Below are 18,278 nucleotides of genomic sequence, written 5' to 3'. Positions count from 1 at the left end.
GCCGGCAGCCCCGCGGGCGGTGCTGTGCTCTGCCCCTGTGCGCCGGTCGACAGCGCGGTGGGGCATCGGTGTGTCAGCGGCCGATCTCCTTGCCTGCGACGCGGCGCAGCCGACGCCGCTGCGAGGGGTCCAGCGTGAGATACGCGGCTGTCGGCACTCCCACGACTATCAGGAATGCGACCCACCAGGGCAGCCAGATCAACAGGATCAGTCCGACCGCCACACCTCCTACAGCGATCTTCGCGTTCATCGACATGTGTCGCCTCCTCCGCGGCCACGGCCGCTCTCTGATCTGAAAACGGGTCCGCGCTTCCCACAGTTCCGGATCGCGACCCTGAGACTTCCCTGAGGCGCTTCCCCTACTGGTACCCGGACCGTCGGCCACTCCGTCACTCCGTCCACTCCGGCCTCAGCGGCTCCCCCACCTCGTGGAGGTGGCGCAGGGCCTGCCGGTAGGAGTCGACGAGCCCGGTCTCCACGTAGGGGATACCCACATCCTGACAGTGGGCGCGCACCAGGGGCTGGGCGAGCCGCAGATTAGGCCGCGGCATGCTCGGGAAGAGGTGGTGTTCGATCTGGTAGTTGAGGCCGCCGAGGAACCAGTCGGTCAGGGTGCCGCCGCGGATGTTCCGTGAGGTGAGCACCTGGCGACGGAGATGGCCCCATCGCTCGCCGTTCGGGTCCGGCATCTCCATGCCCTTGTGGTTGGGGGCGAAGGCCAGACCCAGGTGCAGGCCGAACAGGGCCTGGTGCAAGGCGGCGAACGCGAGTGCCTTCCCTGGAGACATCGAGGTCAGCAGCAGCGTGGCGTAGGCCGCGACATGGCCCACCAGAAGAGTGCCTTCGACGGCCCGCTCACGACGGGGCTGCCGTCGCAGATCCTGGAAACCGTGAACCTTGAGGGCGATGCCTTCGAGCAGGGTGAGGGGGAAGAACAGCCAGGCCTGGTTGCGGGTGAGCCGGCGTCGGAAGCCGGCACGGTCCTTGGCCTGCTCGCCGGTGAACACGAGGATGTCGGCGACGACGTCCGGGTCCTTGTCGATGTGGTTGGGGTTGGCGTGATGGCGGTTGTGCTTGTCGTTCCACCAGGAGTAGCTCATCCCCAGCAGCAGGTTGCCGTGGATCAGGCCTATGAGGCGGTTGGCGGCCTTGCCGCCGGCGATCTGGGAGTGGCCCGCGTCATGGCCTATGAAGGCCGTGCGGGCGCCGAACACGGCGAGCAGCGGGGCCAGGAGCAGGGTCAGCCAGGAGTCGCCGATCAGGGCGATGCCGGTGACGATGCCGGCCAGCGCGAGGGCGTTGACGGAGATGCAGCGTACGTACCAGGCATGCCGCCGCTCCAGAAGGGCTCGGTCCTTGACCGTGCGCAGGAGGGGCGTGAACTCGCTTCCCGGAGATGCCGCGACGGCATCCCCGGGATCGTGCACGCCGATGACTGCGGTGGTCTGGGACATGTCCGGTCTCCGGCTCTCTCAGGTGACGGGGTGACCTGAGCAAACGTACGAATCGGTGACCGGTCGCGACCATGGCGGCACCCCCCGTGTCCGTACGGGGGTCACCCGGGTCCTCCCAGGGGGGTTGACGACACCCTCGCCGACCGGATCCGCAGAAATCGAGTCGGCGGAGAAGTACTCGGAAAAGAGCGATGGCAAGGAGATCATCCACTCCTTGCCACACCCAAGGTATAGCGCAGCGGGGGGCTTGCGGCAAGGCCCGGGTCGTACCTCAGAATGACCGACCGAGGCCAGGACCTGCGGAAACAGTGGACTCGCGAAGCGCAGGCCCGCAGGGCGGCCGGCCGGAAACCAATCTCGTTGGATGGGCGTTCTGATGATTGACGTGATCGTGGTCGGCGGCGGACCTACCGGCTTGATGTTGGCCTGCGAGCTGCGGCTGCACGACGTGCACGTGGTCGTACTGGAGAAGCTGGCCGAGCCGACCGGGGAGTCCCGCGGGCAGGGCCTGCACGCGCGCAGCGTGGAGATGATGGACCAGCGCGGTCTCCTCGACCGGTTTCTCGCGGTCAGTGAGAAGTTCCAGGCCGGTGGTCTCTTCGGCGGCATCGTCAAGCCGTGGCCGGACCGGTTGGACACGGCGCACCCGTACGGCGTCGCCACCCCGCAGCCGGTGACCGAGCGGCTGCTGCACGAGCGTGCAGTGGAACTCGGTACCGAGATTCGGCGCGGCTGGGAAGTCGTCGGGCTGAGCCAGGACGAGGCCGGGGTCACCGTCGAGTCGGCGGACGGCACTCACCTGCGCTCGCGCTACGTCGTCGGGTGCGACGGCGGCCGCAGTTCGGTGCGCAAGCTGCTCGGCGTCGGTTTCCCCGGCGAGCCGGCGACGGTCGAGACGCTGCTGGGGGAAATGGAGGTGACCGAGGATCCGACCACGATCGCCGCCGTAGTCGAGGAAGTCCGCAAGACCCAACTGCGGTTCGGCGTCAGCCCCGGCGAGAACGGCGTGTGGCGCGTTGTGGTGCCCGCCGACGGCGTGGCCGAGGATCGTGCGACCGCGCCGACCCTCGACAAGTTCAAGCAGCAGCTGCGGGCCGTGGCGGGCACCGACTTCGGCGTGCACTCGCCACGCTGGCTGTCCCGGTTCGGCGACGCCACCCGGCAGGCCGAGCGCTACCGGGTCGACCGGGTACTCCTCGCCGGCGATGCGGCGCACATCCATCCGCCGACCGGCGGGCAGGGCCTCAACCTCGGTGTGCAGGACGCGTTCAACCTCGGCTGGAAGCTGGCCGCCGCGGTCAACGGGTGGGCTCCGGAGGGCTTGTTGGACAGCTACCACGCCGAGCGGCATCCGGTGGGCGCGCGCGTGCTGGACAACACGCGCGCGCAGATCACCCTGTTGGGGACCGACTCGGGCGCGACCGCGCTCCGGGAGCTGTTCGCGACGCTGATGGACTTCGAGGAGGTGAACCGGTACGTGACCGAGATGATCACCGCGGTGGGGATCCGCTACGACTTCGGCGAGGGGCATGAACTCCTCGGCCGACGGCTGCGGGACGTGCAGCTGAAGCAGGGGCGCCTCTACGGGCTGATGCACGGCGGGCGGGGGCTGCTGCTCGACCAGACCGGCCGGCTCTCGGTGGCGGGCTGGGCGGATCGAGTCGACCACGTCGTCGACGTCAGCGAGGAACTGGACGTGCCTGCGGTGCTCCTGCGGCCGGACGGCCATGTGGCGTGGATCGGTGACGACCAGGAGGACCTGCTCGGTCTGCTGCCCAAGTGGTTCGGCGCTGCCACTGAGATCCGGGCCGCCTCCTGAACGCTCCCCGACCCACTGTGGTCAGTACGCCGGGAACGCCAGCCACCCGGATAGAACGGCTCCCGGTCCGCACGGAACGCCGCCAGTGGCGTGGAGGCGCGATCGCATTACGGTCGGCGTGTTGCGGGTGGCGCCTGCCCGACGAGCGGTCGACACCCTGGATTCACCCGGCCGCCGAACGCAGTTCCTCATGGGGACCAACTCTGGCCGCTGTCAACGAATTTGTCCTCAGGAGGTCCGATGTCCCCGCACGCCCCCGTCCGGCGCCGCGTCCGTCCCGTCGCGGCGGGTGTTCCGCTCGCCATGGTGGTCGCCCTCATGGCGGCCGGTACGGCCGCCGGAGCCCCCTCCGGGGACGAGGCGGCCCATGTCACGCGTACGGCGACGCTCGGCGACATCCCGCTCGGCGCGTTCAGCAACGCGCTGCTGCCCGGGACGGTGGACAACGACCGGGGAGTGGACCTCGGGGGCATCGGCAGCGACATCTACCCAGCCGGCCGCAAGGGCGAGTACTGGACGATCACCGACCGCGGGCCCAACGGCCAGATCAAGGTGAGCGGGACGAAGCGCCGTACCTTCCCCGTGCCCGGTTTCGACCCGGCGATCGTCAAGGTCCGTGTCTCCGGGGACACGGTGAAGGTCCTGGACGCCATCCCGATCACCACGTCCTCCGGGAAGGCGGTCACCGGGCTGCCGAACCAGCAGGGACGCGACGAGGCGCCGTACTCCTACAACGCACAGACGGCGCTGTCGTACAACCCGAACGGGCTGGACACGGAGGGCATCGTGCGGGCCGGGGACGGCTCGTTCTGGCTCGTCGACGAGTACGGGCCCTCCCTGGTGCATGTCTCCGCGCGCGGGAAGGTGCTCACGCGGTACGTGCCCAAGGGGCTGAACCTGACCGGCGCCGACTACCCGGTGGTGGAGGCGCTGCCGGCCGTCCTGCTGCACCGGAAGATCAACCGAGGCTTCGAGGGGCTCGCCCAACTGCCCGGCGGTGACCTGGTGATGGCCCTGCAGAGCCCGCTGTCGCTGCCGGACGGGGACGCCGGGGACGCGTCGCTCAACACCCGTCTGCTGCGCTTCTCGCCGAAGCGGAAGGCAGTCACGGCTGAGTACGCGTACCGCTTCGACCCGGTGAACGTGGTCGACCCCAGCGAGGACGACACCTCCGAACTCAAGATCTCCTCGGTGGTCGCCGTGGGCGACGACCGGCTGCTGGTCGAGGAGCGCACCGACAAGGCGGCCCGGCTCCAACTGGTCAAGTTGGGGCACAAGTCGAACATCCTGGGCGGACCCTACGACGACGACACGACGTCCCCGTCGCTGGAGCAGCTCGACGACCCGGCCGCCGCAGGTGTCCCGGTGCTGGCCAAGAAGCTCGTCGTCGACCTGGGGACTGTTTCCGGGGTGCCGCAGAAGATCGAGGGCATCGCGCGCGTGGACCACGGCACGCTCGCCCTCGTGAATGACAACGACTTCGGGATGACGGACGGCGCGGGCGCGTTCGACGCGCAGGGGCGCCTGATCGACAGCGGCATCAAGACGACCGTGGTGTATCTGAAGCTGCCGCACGGCATCTGAGCGTCCGTCGGCTCCTGAGGCGGCTAACCGAACAGGGACGGGAGCAGGGACCCGATGTCGCTGGGAACCCCGCTCGGCAGTTCCGAGGGGAGGTTCGACGGAGGCGCGGTCGGGAGCTTGGTCGGCAGGCTGCTGGGGAGTTTCGTCGGGAGGGTGAGGGACGGGCTCCGGCTCGTGCTCGCCGCGGGCGACTTCTTGTCCGGTGAGTCATGCCCCCCGGAGGTCATCAGCACAGCGACGACGGCAACGACGACTCCCGCGGCCACGATCACGGCGAGCAGGATGAACAGCAATCGGGGGCGCCTGCGGGGAGGCGGTCCGTAGTCCCCGTAGTCCCCTCCCGATCCGTGCCCGAAGTCTGCGGGAGGCGGTCCGAAGCCGCCTCCCTGAGGCGGGGTGGCGCCCGGTGGCCCGGGCGGTTGAGGCGGTACGGGCGGCATGGCCATACCGTCAAGAGTCGCCTCGTGAAGGTCATGACGCGACCCCCGCGCGGTGGTTGATACGGGCTCATGCCATGGATCGCATGATTCCGGAGCATTCCGCACGGGGGCCGGTCACAGTCGGCGACTTGAGTGACGCACGCGTGCGTGCGGTCAGCCGCGTGCTCCCAGGAGGTGGTCCATGGCGAGCTGGTCGAGCTGCTCGAAGGCCATCCCTCGCTTGGCGGCCGCCTCGATGTCGAAGTCCTCGAAGGCCGAGCGGTCCGCGAGCAGCGCCTTGAGGCCGTCCGCCGCGGTCTGCTGCGCCAGCTCGTCCAGACGCGAGGCGCGCAGCGCCTCCTGGACCACCGGGTCGGCGCGGAACGCGGCCGAACGCTCCTTGAGGATCAGGTAGTTGCGCATGCAGCCGGCGGCCGACGCCCACACACCGTCGAGGTCCTCGGTGCGCGGCGGCTTGAAGTCGAAGTGCTTCGGGCCGGCGTAACCGGCGCTCTCCAGGAGGTCGACCAGCCAGAAGGCGGCACGCAGGTCGCCGTTGCCGAAGCGCAGGTCCTGGTCGTACTTGATGCCGGACTGGCCGTTGAGGTCGATGTGGAAGAGCTTGCCCGCCCACAGGGCCTGGGCGATGCCGTGCGGGAAGTTGAGCCCGGCCATCTGCTCGTGGCCGACCTCGGGGTTGACGCCGTAGAGCTCCGGGCGCTCCAGGCGCTCGATGAACGCGAGGGCGTGGCCGACGGTGGGGAGCAGGATGTCGCCGCGGGGCTCGTTCGGCTTGGGCTCGATCGCGAACTTGATGCTGTAGCCCTGGTCGGTCACGTACTCGCCAAGGAGGTCGAAGGCCTCCTTCATGCGGTCGAGAGCGACGCGCACGTCCTTGGCGGCGCCGGACTCGGCGCCCTCACGGCCGCCCCAGGCGACGTAGGTCTCGGCGCCAAGTTCTACCGCCAGGTCGATGTTGCGGATCGTCTTGCGCAGGGCGTAACGGCGCACGTCACGGTCGTTGGCGGTGAACGCGCCGTCCTTGAAGACCGGGTGCGTGAAGAGGTTGGTGGTCGCCATCGGCACCTTCATGCCGGTCGCGTCGAGGGCCTCACGGAAGCGCTTGATGTGCGACTCGCGCTCGGTGTCCGAGGACCCGAAGGGGATCAGGTCGTCGTCGTGGAAGGTCACACCGTGGGCGCCGAGCTCGGACAGGCGCTGCACCGTCTCGACCGGGTCGAGGGCACGGCGGGTGGCGTCGCCGAACGGGTCCCTTCCCTGCCAGCCGACGGTCCAAAGGCCGAAGGTGAACCTGTCCTCGGGGGTGGGCTGGTAGTTCATGACGCGGCTCCTTGTTGCTTCGCTGCGACTATTTCGTCATGGCGGTTTACAAATTAGTATGCACACGCAGCTCTGGGAAGGGACAAGGTGTCCCTGAAAGAGTGGGGTACGGGTCACCGCACCCCGGACAGCCTTGAGAACACCAGGTCAGAGCCCGCGGAGCCGCGGAAAAAAGGGAGAGCCCGATGTCAGCAGCCGAGGGTCCGCTCGTCGTCGGCGTGGACACGTCCACCCAGTCCACCAAGGCACTGGTCGTCGACGTGTCCACCGGACAGATCGTCGCGAGTGGCCAGGCGCCGCACACCGTCTCCTCGGGGGCGGGCCGGGAGAGCGATCCCCGCCAGTGGTGGGACGCCCTGTGCGAGGCCCTGCGCCAGTGCGGGGACGCGGCCCACGAGGCGGCGGCCGTGTCGATCGGCGGCCAGCAGCACGGCCTGGTCACCCTGGACGCCCAGGGCGAGCCGGTACGCCCGGCGCTGCTCTGGAACGACGTGCGCTCCGCGCCGCAGGCCCGTCGTCTGATCGAGGAGCTGGGTGGTCCGAAGGCCTGGGCGGAGCGCACCGGCAGCGTGCCCGGCGCCTCCTTCACGGTCACGAAGTGGGCCTGGCTCGCCGAGCACGAGCCGGAAGCCGTGCGCGCCACCGCGGCCGTACGTCTCCCCCACGACTACCTCACCGAGCGGCTCAGCGGGCAGGGCACCACCGATCGCGGCGACGCCTCCGGCACCGGCTGGTGGGCCTCGGGCACCGAGTCGTACGACGAGGAGATCCTCCGGCATGTCGGGCTCGACCCGGCGCTGCTGCCCCGGGTGGTACGGCCGGGCGAGGTGGCGGGCACGGTGCGCGACGGCCACGACCTGCCGTTCTCGAAGGGCACCCTGGTCGCCCCCGGCACCGGCGACAACGCCGCCGCCGCGCTGGGTCTCGGGCTGCGCCCCGGCGTCCCCGTGCTCAGCCTCGGCACGTCGGGCACGGTGTACGCGGTGTCGAAGCACCGCCCCGCCGACCCGTCCGGCACGGTCGCGGGCTTCGCCGACGCGCACGGCGACTGGCTGCCCCTGGCCTGCACCCTGAACTGCACCCTCGCCGTCGACCGGGTCGCGGCCCTGCTCGGCCTGGACCGGGAAGCCGTGGAGCCCGGCACTTCGGTCACGCTGCTGCCGTACCTGGACGGCGAGCGCACCCCGAACCTGCCCAACGCCTCGGGCCTGCTGCACGGCCTCCGCCACGACACCACCGGCGGCCAGCTCCTCCAGGCCGCATACGACGGTGCCGTGCACGCGCTGCTGGGCGCGCTCGACCTGGTCCTCGACGAGGACGCGGACCGCACCACGCCCCTGCTGCTGATCGGCGGGGGCGCCCGGGGCACCGCCTGGCAGGAGACCGTACGGCGGCTGTCGGGGCGTCCGGTGCAGGTGCCGGAGGCGAAGGAGCTGGTTGCGCTCGGTGCCGCTGCGCAGGCCGCGGGCCTGCTGACCGGCGAGGACCCGGCTGCGGTCGCCCGGCGCTGGAACACGGCCGCCGGGCCGGTGCTGGACGCCGTGGAGCGCGACGAGGAGACGCTGGCGAGGATCTCCGGGGTACTCTCCGACGCGGCTCCGCTGCTCGAACGGCGGCCGGAAGCCCGTTGACACACACCGACCGAGGACTGACGGAGGCATGACCGCACCGCTGCACGAGGCGCACCCCGCCGGGCCCGGCCGCGCCCTGCCCGACACCCAGCAGGGCATGCGCCGCCGCAACCTCGCCCGGGTGATGCACGCGGTGAGCGCCGAGGGTCCGCTGTCGCGTGCGGCAGTGGCCTCGCGCATCGGGCTGACCCGTGCGGCGGTGTCGACGCTGGTGGACGAGCTGATCCGGTCGGGCCTGCTCGAAGAGCTGGGCCCCGAGCGGCCCGGCCGGGTGGGCCGGCCCGGATCGGCGCTCGCCGTCAGCGGGCGCGGTCCGGCCGGGATCGGCGCGGAGGTCGGGGTCGACCACCTCGCGGTCTGCGCGGTCGATCTGCGCGGCGAGATACGGGCCCGGGCCGTGCGACACGGTGTGAACCGCGGTCGCTCCCCCGAACCGGTGCTCGCGGAACTCACCGCGCTGGTACGTCAGGTCGTCGCCGAGGCGGACGCGGAGGGCCTGTGGCCGGCCGGGCTCGCGGTCGCCGTACCCGGTCTGGTGGCACGCGACGGCCGTACCGTCGTCCGCGCCCCGAACCTCGACTGGCACGACACGGATCTCGGCGCCCTGCTCCCCGCCGAACTCCCGCCCACTGTGGACAACGAGGCCAACTTCGGCGGGCTCGCCGAACTCTGGCTGGGCGAGACCACTCCGCGCGACTTCCTTCATGTGTCGGCCGAGATCGGCATCGGCGCCGCGGTCGTGGTCGATGGGGGGCTGCTGCGCGGAACCCGCGGATTCGCGGGCGAGTTGGGGCATGTCCCGGTGCGTCCTGACGGGCCGGAGTGCGCGTGCGGCGGGCGTGGTTGCCTCGAACAGTACGCGGGCGAGGAGGCGGTGCTGCGTGCCGCCGGTCTGGAGCCCGGCGCGGACCGGGTCGGGCTCCTCGCGACGCGCGCCGCCGACGGCGACGAGGCGGTACGACGCGCCCTGCACGACGCCGGTACGGCGCTCGGTATCGCGCTGACCGGCGCGGTCAACCTGCTCGATCCACAGTTGGTGGTGCTCGGCGGCGCTCTGTCCGGGCTCGCACCCTGGCTACTGCCGTCGCTGGAGGCCGAGTTGGCGCGACGCACGGCGGGGCCCGCCTGTCCGGTGTCGGTGTCACGGCTGGGGCCCGAGGGTCCGCTGTTGGGCGCCGCGCACTCGGTGGTGCGGGCCGTCCTGGACGATCCGGCGGCGGTGGCCGAACGGGCTGGGGACATCGTGGCCGAACAGGCCTGAAACACAGCCGACTTCACTCGACCGTCACTCGTCCGAGTGGCCGGGTTTTCCACAGTTCCGCCGTCGTCCACGGAAGCACGCCACGCCCTACTGCCCAACCCGCAAGCGCCGTACCGTGATTCACGCGAGGCGCAGCCGTCGTGTCGTGACGACGGTGTGCGGGTGTGGATGTGAACGCGGGTGGCCGAGGGGGGATTCACGTGTCGGGGGAGACAGTTCGAGGGCCGGAGACGGTTGGGGAGCTGCGGCGGGATGCCGTCGGGCTGCGTGAGGTGCTGTTCCAGAGCGTCACGGCGATGGCGCCGGCCGCCGCGGTCGCCGCGTCGATCCCGTCGGGCGCGGCTTTCGCGGGCGGAAGTCTGCCGCTGTCGGTGCTGATCGCGCTGGTGGCCTGCCTGTTCACCGCCTCCTGTGTGGCCGAGCTGGCCCGCGAGCTGCCCGCCGCCGGCTCGGTCGCCACGTACGCCGCGCAGGGACTGCATCCGGCCGTCGGCTTCCTGGTCGGCTGGGGCTACGTCTTCGTGGAGGCACTGGTCCCGCCACTGCTGCTCCTCCAACTGGGCTTCACCACAGCGGGCACCCTGCACCAGGAATGGCCCTCGTATCCGGAGAACCTGTGGTGGCCGTGGGCGCTCGCGGGCGCCGCGATCATCGCGGCGGCGGGCTGGTTCGGAGCGCGCGCCTCCGCCCGCTTCGGGACGGTCCTCGGGGTCTTCGAGATCCTGGTCTTCCTGGTGTTCGCCATCTGGCTGATCGGCAAGGCGGGCGGCGACAACACCCTGTCGGTGTTCGGCACTTCGCACACGGCGAAGGAGTATTCAGGTCTGGGTGGGGTCTTCGCCGGCTCGGTCTACACCGTGCTCGCGTTCGCCGGATTCGAGGCCGCGGCACCGCTCGCCGAGGAGACCCGTGACCCACGCCGCACGATGCACCGCGCGGTGCTCGGCGCGGCCCTCGGCATCGGCCTGTTCTACGTACTGACGACCTACGCCATGACGGTGTACTTCGGGCCGGACCGCTTCAGCGGATTCGGTGCCTCCGGCGCCGCGTCCTGGGAGGGGGTGGCACGCGCATCCTTCGGACTGTTCTGGGTGCTGGTGTTCCTGGCCGTGGTCAACTCGACGATCGCCAACGCCAACGCGTGCGCCACCGTCTCGACGCGCACCGCCTTCGCCCTGGCCCGCATCCGGGTACTCCCCCGCGTCCTGGCCACACTGCACCCACGGCACCGCTCCCCCGTCGCCGGAATCGCCGTGCAGACCGTCGTCGCGGTGGGAGCCGTACTGGGACTCGGCCTCGGCTACGACCCGGTGACCGCGTTCCTCCTCCTGGCCACGGTGATCGTCACCGTCGTCATCGGCGTCTACATCGTCGTGAACCTGGCCTGTGCCGGCTACTTCCTGCGCCGCAGGCGCGAGTTGCTCAAGCCGGTACGGCACCTGCTGGTCCCCCTTCTCGGGATCGTCGCGTTCGTCCCCGCCCTGCTCACCGCGGCGGGCCTCCCGGTCTTCGACTTCGTGACCGAGCTAACAGCTCCCGTGTCCTACGCCGGACCCGTCGTCGGCGTCTGGATGGCGGCCGGGGTCGTGGTGCTGTTCGTGCTGCTGCGACGCCACCCCGAGCGAATAGCCGAAACCGCCCGTGTCCATCTCGACGAATCCGCCTCAACCGGTCATCCGCAGAACGGAGCAGTACAGCCATGAACGACCCCCGGATCCTGACGGTGCGGCCCGAACCGGGCGAGTACGCCTGGACGTTCGGCGGCGCCCCGCCCATCGCCCGCATCGCGCCCGGCACGGTCCTCGACCTGTACACGGAGGACTGCTTCGCCGGACGGGTACGGTCCGAGAAGGACCTGGTGTCCGAGGTGTGCGAGTTCCCGTTCCTCAACCCGCAGACCGGCCCGTTCCATGTGGAGGGTGCGGAGCCGGGCGACACGGTCGCCGTGCACTTCGTGTCGATCGAACCGGCACGGGACTGGGCGGCCTCGACCACGGTTCCCCTCTTCGGCGCGCTCACCTCGACACACACCACGGCGACACTCCAGCCGCCGCTTCCGGAGACCGTCTGGATCTGGCAGTTGGACCGGACCCGCCGTACGGCGCTGTTCCGCGCGCGGGACAGCGACATCGAGATCGAGCTGCCCCTCGACCCGATGCACGGCACGGTGGGCGTGGCCCCCGCCAACCTGGAGGTGCGTTCGGCGCTGGTGCCCGACGCGCACGGCGGGAACATGGACACGCCGGAGATGCGGGCCGGGGTCACCTGCTATCTCGGGGTGAACGTGGAGGGCGCGCTGCTCAGCCTCGGCGACGGGCACGCCCGGCAGGGCGAGGGCGAGACCTGCGGAGTCGCCGTCGAGTGCGCGATGAACACCGTGGTGATCGTGGAGCTGCTCAAGGGGGTCGCCACGCCCTGGCCGCGCATCGAGTCGGACACGCACATCATCTCGACGGGTTCGGCACGCCCGTTGGAGGACGCGTTCCGGATCTCCCAGCTGGACCTGGTGCGGTGGCTGGTGCGCGACTACGGGTTCAGTGAACTGGACGCCTACCAATTCGCGACCCAGGCGGTCGAATCGCCGTTGGCCAACGTGTGCGACACGAACTACACCTGTGTGGCGAAGATCCGGAAGGAATGGCTGCCCGCGCGCGAAACTCACCGCGGGCTGCACGCGCGGTTGCGTGAGACCGCTTCGGCCCTCCGGCACTGAACCGAAAGGCAACCCGACCATGGAACGGGCAAAACCGCTCCCGAGCAGGCGATGGCTCCTGAAGGGCGCCGCCCTCGCTGCCGTCCCCTACGCGTTACTCCCCGCCTCACAGGCCGACGCACAGCCGCAGGCCGTCGACTATCCGTCGGCCGAGTGGCAGCCGGCGACCTCCTCCAACTACACGGCGTCCAACCGCCCCACGGCCTATTCCGTCGACTACGTGATCATCCACGTCACCCAGGAGACGTACCCCTCGACGCTGTCCATCTTCCAGAATCCGAAGAAGAAGGTGTCCGCGCACTACCTCGTGCGATCGGCCGACGGGCATGTGGCGCAGTGTGTGCGGGAGGCCAACATCGCCTGGCACGCGGGGAACTGGGACTACAACACCCGCAGCATCGGTATCGAGCACGAGGGCTGGGTGGATCAGCCCGCGTACTTCACCGCCGCGCTCTACGAGCAGTCGGCCAGGCTCACGGCGGCGATCTGCGCGAAGTACGGGCTTCCCAAGGACCGGGACCACATCATCGGGCACTACGAGGTGCCGGGCACCGACCACACCGATCCGGGGCCGAACTGGGACTGGGCGCGCTACATAAGGCTGGTCAATCTCGCCTGATCCGAGTCTGGTCCGTGCCTGACCCGAACGGGATGCGCCTCGTTCGGATCGTCCCCGGTCGAAACGGTTGTCCGTACCCTTCCCCGGAGTGACGATGTCCGCAGGCGTTTCGCCGCCGTATCGCGGTCGTGTCACCGCTGTATCGCGGTGCCGGCGCCGCTGTATCGCCTTCCGGGAGGTCGAGTTGACCGATCCATGGGTGGCCCTGGAGCCGGGGGCCGACCCTGCCGAGCGGGTGCGGGTGCTGCGCCGGGCGCACGAGACGTTCGCCCTGGCGGGCACGGTGCCGCAGCCGGTGCGGTCGGTGGTGGCCGATTCCTGGCGGCGTTCCGCACGGGCCGGTGTCGGGCCCGAGGGCACGGCGGACGTGGAGCTCACGGACGGCGACCTGGGGGTCTATCGCGCGGAGCATCCGTTGGCGCGGGTGATGCCTCTCATCCGGGAGTTGATGGGCACGTTCGCCGCGGACGGCGCGCATCTGCTCGCGGTGTGCGACGCGCAGGGCAGGCTGTTGTGGGTCGAGGGGGATCCGGCGACCCGGCGGAAGGCGGGCCTGATGAACTTCGTGCCGGGGGCGCGCTGGGCGGAGAGCGCGGTCGGTACGAACGCGCCGGGTACGGCCGTCGCCGTGGACCGGCCGGTGCAGGTGTTCGCGGCCGAGCACTTCATCCGGCGGGTGCAGCCGTGGACGTGCGCGGCGGCTCCGGTGCACGATCCGCGCACCGGGCGGGTGCTGGGTGCCGTGGACATCACCGGTGGGGACGGGCTGGCGCATCCGCACAGCCTGGGCTTCGTCCAGGCGGTGGCGCGCGCCGCCGAGTCCCAACTGGCGCTGCTCGCCCCGGAGCAGACCTCCGTCGACGGACCGGAGCTGACCGCGCTGGGCCGGGACGAGGCCCAACTGTGTGTCGGCGGACGCAAGATGAGGCTGAGCCGTCGGCACAGCGAGATCCTGGTGCTGCTGGCCCGGCATCCTGAAGGGCTGTCCGGCGACGAGCTGCTGTGCGCGCTGTACGAGGACGAGTCGGTGCCACCGGTGACGTTGCGGGCCGAACTGGCAAGGCTGCGCAGGCTGTTGGGCCCCGGCCTGCTGGCCTCGCGTCCCTACCGGCTCACGTTGCCGGTCGAGTCCGACGTGGCGATCGTAGAACGGCGGCTGGAAGGGGGCGCGGTCACGAGAGCCGCGGCGGCGTACACGGGCCCGCTGCTGCCCGGTTCGCAGGCCCCGGCGGTGGTCCGGCTGAGGACCCGCCTCGCGGACGGCCTGCGTACGGCGCTGATCGCCCGCCGCGATCCCGATCTGCTGGCGGACTGGGCGCACGCGCCGTGGGGCGAGGACGACCTCGACGTATGGCGGGCGCTCGCGGCGATTCGTCCGACGGCACCGGTGCGTTCCCGCCTCGCCGCACTGGAGTCCGAGCTGGCGGCACCGGCCATCTGGTCGCGCCCGGCGAGCCGCTGACGCAACTCACCCTTGGGCCAAGGCACTTGGGATCCGGCCGGGAACCGGGACACCGGCGCAACGTACATGCAACGTCCCGCTCCCTAGCCTCGCGCCGAGAGCTGCCCAACGGCGGGCAGCGCTGCTCCGGGAGGCACACCAGCATGACCCGTTACACGGCACCCGGCACCGAGGGCGCGATCGTCTCCTACCAGGCGCGCTACGACCACTTCATCGGCGGCGAGTACGTGCCGCCGGCTCGCGGGCAGTACTTCGAGAACCCGTCCCCGGTGAACGGGCTGCCGTTCACGGAGATCGCGCGCGGCACCGCGGAGGACGTGGAGCGGGCGCTGGACGCGGCGCACGCGGCGGCTCCGGGCTGGGGCCGCACGTCGGTGACCGAACGCTCCGACATCCTGCTCAAGATCGCCGACCGGATGGAGGCGCACCTTGAGCCCCTCGCGGTCGCGGAGAGCTGGGAGAACGGCAAGCCGGTCCGCGAGACCCTCGCCGCCGACATCCCGCTCGCCATCGACCACTTCCGCTACTTCGCGGGGGCGATCCGGGCACAGGAGGGTTCGCTGGGCGAGGTCGACGACGACACGGTGGCGTACCACTTCCACGAGCCGCTCGGGGTCGTGGCGCAGATCATCCCGTGGAACTTCCCCATCCTGATGGCGACTTGGAAGCTGGCTCCGGCGCTCGCGGCGGGCAACGCGGTCGTCATCAAGCCCGCCGAGCAGACCCCCGCGTCCATCCACTACTGGATGAGCCTGATCGCGGACCTGTTGCCGCCGGGCGTGGTGAACATCGTCAACGGCTTCGGCGTCGAGGCGGGCAAGCCGCTGGCGTCCAGTCCGCGCGTGGCGAAGGTCGCCTTCACCGGCGAGACCACGACAGGGCGGCTGATCATGCAGTACGCCTCCGAGAACATCAAGCCGGTCACGCTGGAGCTCGGCGGCAAGTCGCCGAACATCTTCTTCGACGACGTGTCGTCGGCGAACGACGACTTCCTCGACAAGGCGCTCGAAGGCTTCACGATGTTCGCGCTCAACCAGGGCGAGGTGTGCACCTGCCCGTCCCGGGCGCTGATCCAGCGCGGCCACTACTCCGACTTCCTCCAGGCTGCCATCGCCCGCACGGAGTCGATCAAGCCGGGGCACCCCCTCGACACCGACACGATGATCGGCGCCCAGGCGTCCAACGACCAGTTGGAGAAGATCCTCTCCTACCTGGACATCGGCCGGCAGGAGGGCGCGAAGGTCCTCACGGGCGGCGAACGCATCGACTACGACGGCGAGTTGAAGGGCGGTTACTACGTCCAGCCGACGATCTTCGAGGGCGACAACCGGATGCGGATCTTCCAGGAGGAGATCTTCGGGCCGGTGGTCTCGGTGACGTCGTTCGACGACTTCGACGACGCCATCAAGGTCGCGAACGACACGCTGTACGGTCTCGGCGCCGGTGTGTGGACCCGCGACATCAACACGGCGTACCGCGCCGGCCGGGCGATCCAGGCGGGCCGGGTGTGGACCAACTGCTACCACGCGTACCCCGCGCACGCGGCGTTCGGCGGGTACAAGCAGTCCGGCATCGGCCGTGAGAACCACAAGATGATGCTGGACCACTACCAGCAGACGAAGAACCTCCTCGTGTCGTACTCGCCGAAGAAGCTGGGCTTCTTCTAGAGCAACGACAAAGGGCGCCTGACGTTGGCTTTCAGCGTCAGGCGCTTTTCGTTGCGACCGCGGCGGATGTCGCGGTCGTAGCGAACGGCCTGCCGTGCGTCGGTCCGGCCCCGAAATGGCTCGTATCCCGAATTGCCATGCCCCGTCGGCGGATTCACAGGAGCCACGCACTTCTGCGGCTTCAGGGGCGCTGATTCACTCCCTCCCACACCGCCTCGATCGATCGCCCCATGAACAGCCATGGGCGGCAAGGGAGTTGTGCATGTCCAAAGTCACCACCCACACCAGGGAGCAGGCCCTCGCGGAGCGCGGCGTGACGATGCGGTCGCGGGTGCGCGCGCTGATCGCCGTCGGGAGCATCGTCGCGGCACCCTCGTTGCTCTCACCGAGCACCGCACACGCGGCGACACCGGCCGCAACAGCCCTGCGCAGGAAGACCGTTGCCTCCGGGGAGACCTGGGAGGTCGCCGCGATCACCCGGCTCGACGAGCTCGTCGTGGAGGACGGTGCCGTCCTCACCGCCCCGGAGGGGTACAGCCTGTCCCTGACCGTGGACGGTGTGGAGACGGGCTCCGTCCTCGACGGCACGTACGGCTGGTGGACGCTGATCGCGGCGGGCGTCTACCGCGGTGCCGTCGTCCTCACCCCGGCCGTCGAGCACCTGGAGTCCTTCGCGGGCGCCACCTTCCACCTGCGTCAGGGTGTCTACGTCGGCGCCGACGGCGTCGTCACCGAGAACTCGGTGCTCTCGAACGTGCGAGGCGGCCGCCTCACCGACGCGTACGCGAAGAACGTCACCCTGACCTCCACCGGCGAGGCGTTCAACGGCTTCTTCGTCGCCGACGGCGCCTCGTACACCTTGGAGGGCCCTCGGATCGCCTTCGACGGCAACGGCCGTCTGGACTTCGCGAGTTACGGCGCCGCCGTCACCGGCGCGGGGACCGGCACGCGGCTGGTCGTGGACGGCGCGGACATCGACAACCGGGGCGCGGTGCGCACCGGGCTCATCGCCCGCGACGGCGCCAACGTGATCGTCAAGAACTCCCGCATCCGCACCCACGAGGGCGTGCTGCCCGCCGACTACGAACCGGGCTTCGGCGCCGACATGATGACGGTGCCGTGGATGCTCGGTCTGTCCGGCAACGTGCGCGCCACCAACGTCCTGGGCGAGAACACCACGGCCACCTACCTCAACTCCCGTGTTTCCTCCGAGGCTTGGGGTGTCCTGTCCACCGACTCCGTACGCAACTCGGTGCTGACTGCGGTCAATTCCACCGTCACCATCACCGGTGACTCCGGCTACGGCACCTACGCGGACGGTGGCAGCCAGCAGGACGTCTTCCTCGGTACCCGTTTCGACGTGGCCACCTTCGCCGCCATCTCCACCGGCGGCTCCGTCGCCTTCGCCGACAGCACCCGCGAGGCCGTGGCCGCGCTGAACACGGAGGCGGATCTGCGGCTGAGCGAGGGCGAGTTGGCCGCGATCGAGCCACGGCCGTCGGTCGTCGACTCCCGTGGGTTCGGCGTGATGTGGCACAGCGGCGACGGCGGCTCGGTCACGGTCGGCGGCGGCACCCGCTTCACCACCGCCGAGACGATGTTCCTCGACAAGGGGAAGCAGATGTCGATCGTCGTGGACGGTTCGCAGGACGCCCGCCTGCACGCGGGCAACGGCGTCCTCGTGCAGATCATGGAGACCGACGACCCCGGTTCCATGACCGGCGTCTACACCGAGCCCACCGGCGATCCGGCCAGGGACACGGGCTTCGACACCACCGCGGAGCACACCGCCGACGCCACCGCCTCCTTCACCGACATCTCCCTGTCGGGCGACTTCTACAACGCGATGCGCACCGGCAAGAACCTGGTCGCCACCTTCCGCCGCAGCCGCGTCGAGGGCGTCATCTCCTCCTCGACGTCACGGCACGCGGTCTCCACCATCACCTCGGCCGATTGGCGGCAGATCAACCACGTCACCAACACCCCGAAGCCCACGGTCAACAACGGCGTGATCGTGAAGCTGGGCGCCGGATCGGTCTGGACGGTCACCGGCACGTCGTACCTGACGAAGCTGGTCGTCGACGCGGACGCGGCGGTACGGGCACCCTCCGGCAAGCGCCTCACCCTCACCGTCGACGGCACGGTCACGGCTCTCACCCCGGGCGCCACCTACAGCGGGGCGCTCACCCTCACCGTCGCGCAGTGACCCCAGGACGATCTGGAGACCCCCCGTGACGTCATCCATCCCCGCCCGCGCGCCCGGCGCAGCGCCGCGAAAGCGGACGCGACCACCACCGCTACCAGCATC

General features: G+C 70.3%; 14 protein-coding genes. 10 read left to right on the top strand and 4 right to left on the bottom strand.

What is annotated here, in order from left to right; genetic code table 11:
* Positions 1-73 precede the first annotated feature (73 nt).
* Together AB0I69_RS00580 and AB0I69_RS00575 are read right to left on the bottom strand one after the other, a co-directional pair.
* Positions 74-256, bottom strand: a complete 183-nt coding sequence (locus AB0I69_RS00580; RefSeq protein WP_363093250.1) for a hypothetical protein — start codon at positions 254-256, stop codon at positions 74-76.
* Positions 257-389: 133 nt separating this feature from the next.
* A complete protein-coding gene (locus AB0I69_RS00575; protein WP_363093249.1) occupies positions 390-1,454 on the bottom strand; it encodes an acyl-CoA desaturase in 1,065 nt (354 codons plus the stop codon).
* A gap of 376 nt (positions 1,455-1,830) precedes the next feature.
* Between AB0I69_RS00575 and rox the strand changes: the two genes are divergently transcribed.
* Together rox and AB0I69_RS00565 are read left to right on the top strand one after the other, a co-directional pair.
* Entirely contained in the window at positions 1,831-3,273 is a 1,443-nt protein-coding gene (gene rox, locus AB0I69_RS00570; RefSeq protein WP_363094138.1) for a rifampin monooxygenase, read from the top strand.
* Positions 3,274-3,513: 240 nt separating this feature from the next.
* Positions 3,514-4,857 (top strand): esterase-like activity of phytase family protein, encoded by a 1,344-nt coding sequence (locus tag AB0I69_RS00565; RefSeq protein ID WP_363093248.1) that lies wholly within the window; start codon positions 3,514-3,516, stop codon positions 4,855-4,857.
* A 23-nt stretch (positions 4,858-4,880) separates the two neighbouring features.
* Here AB0I69_RS00565 and AB0I69_RS00560 read toward each other — a convergent pair whose 3' ends face one another.
* Positions 4,881-5,150, bottom strand: coding sequence for a hypothetical protein (locus tag AB0I69_RS00560; RefSeq protein WP_363093247.1), 270 nt, complete (start codon positions 5,148-5,150; stop codon positions 4,881-4,883).
* A gap of 300 nt (positions 5,151-5,450) precedes the next feature.
* Positions 5,451-6,617, bottom strand: coding sequence for a xylose isomerase (gene xylA / locus AB0I69_RS00555; protein ID WP_363093246.1), 1,167 nt, complete (start codon positions 6,615-6,617; stop codon positions 5,451-5,453).
* A 185-nt stretch (positions 6,618-6,802) separates the two neighbouring features.
* Between xylA and xylB the strand changes: the two genes are divergently transcribed.
* From xylB to AB0I69_RS00515, 8 genes are all read left to right on the top strand, one after another.
* Positions 6,803-8,248, top strand: coding sequence for a xylulokinase (gene xylB / locus AB0I69_RS00550; RefSeq protein WP_363093245.1), 1,446 nt, complete (start codon positions 6,803-6,805; stop codon positions 8,246-8,248).
* 28 nt (positions 8,249-8,276) lie between these two features.
* A complete protein-coding gene (locus tag AB0I69_RS00545) occupies positions 8,277-9,509 on the top strand; it encodes an ROK family transcriptional regulator (protein WP_363093244.1) in 1,233 nt (410 codons plus the stop codon).
* A 200-nt stretch (positions 9,510-9,709) separates the two neighbouring features.
* Positions 9,710-11,212: an APC family permease gene (locus AB0I69_RS00540; RefSeq protein WP_363093242.1), complete on the top strand. Its 1,503-nt coding sequence runs from the start codon at positions 9,710-9,712 to the stop codon at positions 11,210-11,212.
* On the top strand, positions 11,209-12,222 hold the full coding sequence (locus AB0I69_RS00535) for an acetamidase/formamidase family protein (protein ID WP_363093241.1): 1,014 nt from the start codon (positions 11,209-11,211) through the stop codon (positions 12,220-12,222). The genes AB0I69_RS00540 and AB0I69_RS00535 overlap by 4 nt, the downstream gene beginning before the upstream one ends.
* 19 nt (positions 12,223-12,241) lie before the next feature.
* A complete protein-coding gene (locus tag AB0I69_RS00530) occupies positions 12,242-12,841 on the top strand; it encodes an N-acetylmuramoyl-L-alanine amidase (protein ID WP_363093239.1) in 600 nt (199 codons plus the stop codon).
* Positions 12,842-13,025: 184 nt separating this feature from the next.
* On the top strand, positions 13,026-14,303 hold the full coding sequence (locus tag AB0I69_RS00525; RefSeq protein WP_363093238.1) for a GAF domain-containing protein: 1,278 nt from the start codon (positions 13,026-13,028) through the stop codon (positions 14,301-14,303).
* 143 nt (positions 14,304-14,446) lie between these two features.
* On the top strand, positions 14,447-15,970 hold the full coding sequence (locus AB0I69_RS00520) for an aldehyde dehydrogenase family protein (protein WP_363093237.1): 1,524 nt from the start codon (positions 14,447-14,449) through the stop codon (positions 15,968-15,970).
* Positions 15,971-16,232: 262 nt separating this feature from the next.
* Positions 16,233-18,176, top strand: coding sequence for a hypothetical protein (locus AB0I69_RS00515; protein WP_363093236.1), 1,944 nt, complete (start codon positions 16,233-16,235; stop codon positions 18,174-18,176).
* Positions 18,177-18,278: the final 102 nt, after the last annotated feature.

It is taken from the genome of Streptomyces sp. NPDC050508 (assembly GCF_040655155.1).
Lineage (GTDB): Bacteria > Actinomycetota > Actinomycetes > Streptomycetales > Streptomycetaceae > Streptomyces.
This window is presented reverse-complemented; position numbering and strand designations above follow the sequence as displayed.

What these genes read in the sequence shown, in the direction of transcription:
- AB0I69_RS00580 (WP_363093250.1), bottom strand. Translation starts at nt 256, where the DNA reads ATGTCGATGAACGCGAAGATCGCTGTAGGAGGTGTGGCGGTCGGACTG.
- AB0I69_RS00575 (WP_363093249.1), bottom strand. Translation starts at nt 1,454, where the DNA reads ATGTCCCAGACCACCGCAGTCATCGGCGTGCACGATCCCGGGGATGCC.
- rox (WP_363094138.1), top strand. Translation starts at nt 1,831, where the DNA reads ATGATTGACGTGATCGTGGTCGGCGGCGGACCTACCGGCTTGATGTTG.
- AB0I69_RS00565 (WP_363093248.1), top strand. Translation starts at nt 3,514, where the DNA reads ATGTCCCCGCACGCCCCCGTCCGGCGCCGCGTCCGTCCCGTCGCGGCG.
- xylA (WP_363093246.1), bottom strand. Translation starts at nt 6,617, where the DNA reads ATGAACTACCAGCCCACCCCCGAGGACAGGTTCACCTTCGGCCTTTGG.
- xylB (WP_363093245.1), top strand. Translation starts at nt 6,803, where the DNA reads ATGTCAGCAGCCGAGGGTCCGCTCGTCGTCGGCGTGGACACGTCCACC.
- AB0I69_RS00545 (WP_363093244.1), top strand. Translation starts at nt 8,277, where the DNA reads ATGACCGCACCGCTGCACGAGGCGCACCCCGCCGGGCCCGGCCGCGCC.
- AB0I69_RS00535 (WP_363093241.1), top strand. Translation starts at nt 11,209, where the DNA reads ATGAACGACCCCCGGATCCTGACGGTGCGGCCCGAACCGGGCGAGTAC.
- AB0I69_RS00530 (WP_363093239.1), top strand. Translation starts at nt 12,242, where the DNA reads ATGGAACGGGCAAAACCGCTCCCGAGCAGGCGATGGCTCCTGAAGGGC.
- AB0I69_RS00520 (WP_363093237.1), top strand. Translation starts at nt 14,447, where the DNA reads ATGACCCGTTACACGGCACCCGGCACCGAGGGCGCGATCGTCTCCTAC.
- AB0I69_RS00515 (WP_363093236.1), top strand. Translation starts at nt 16,233, where the DNA reads ATGTCCAAAGTCACCACCCACACCAGGGAGCAGGCCCTCGCGGAGCGC.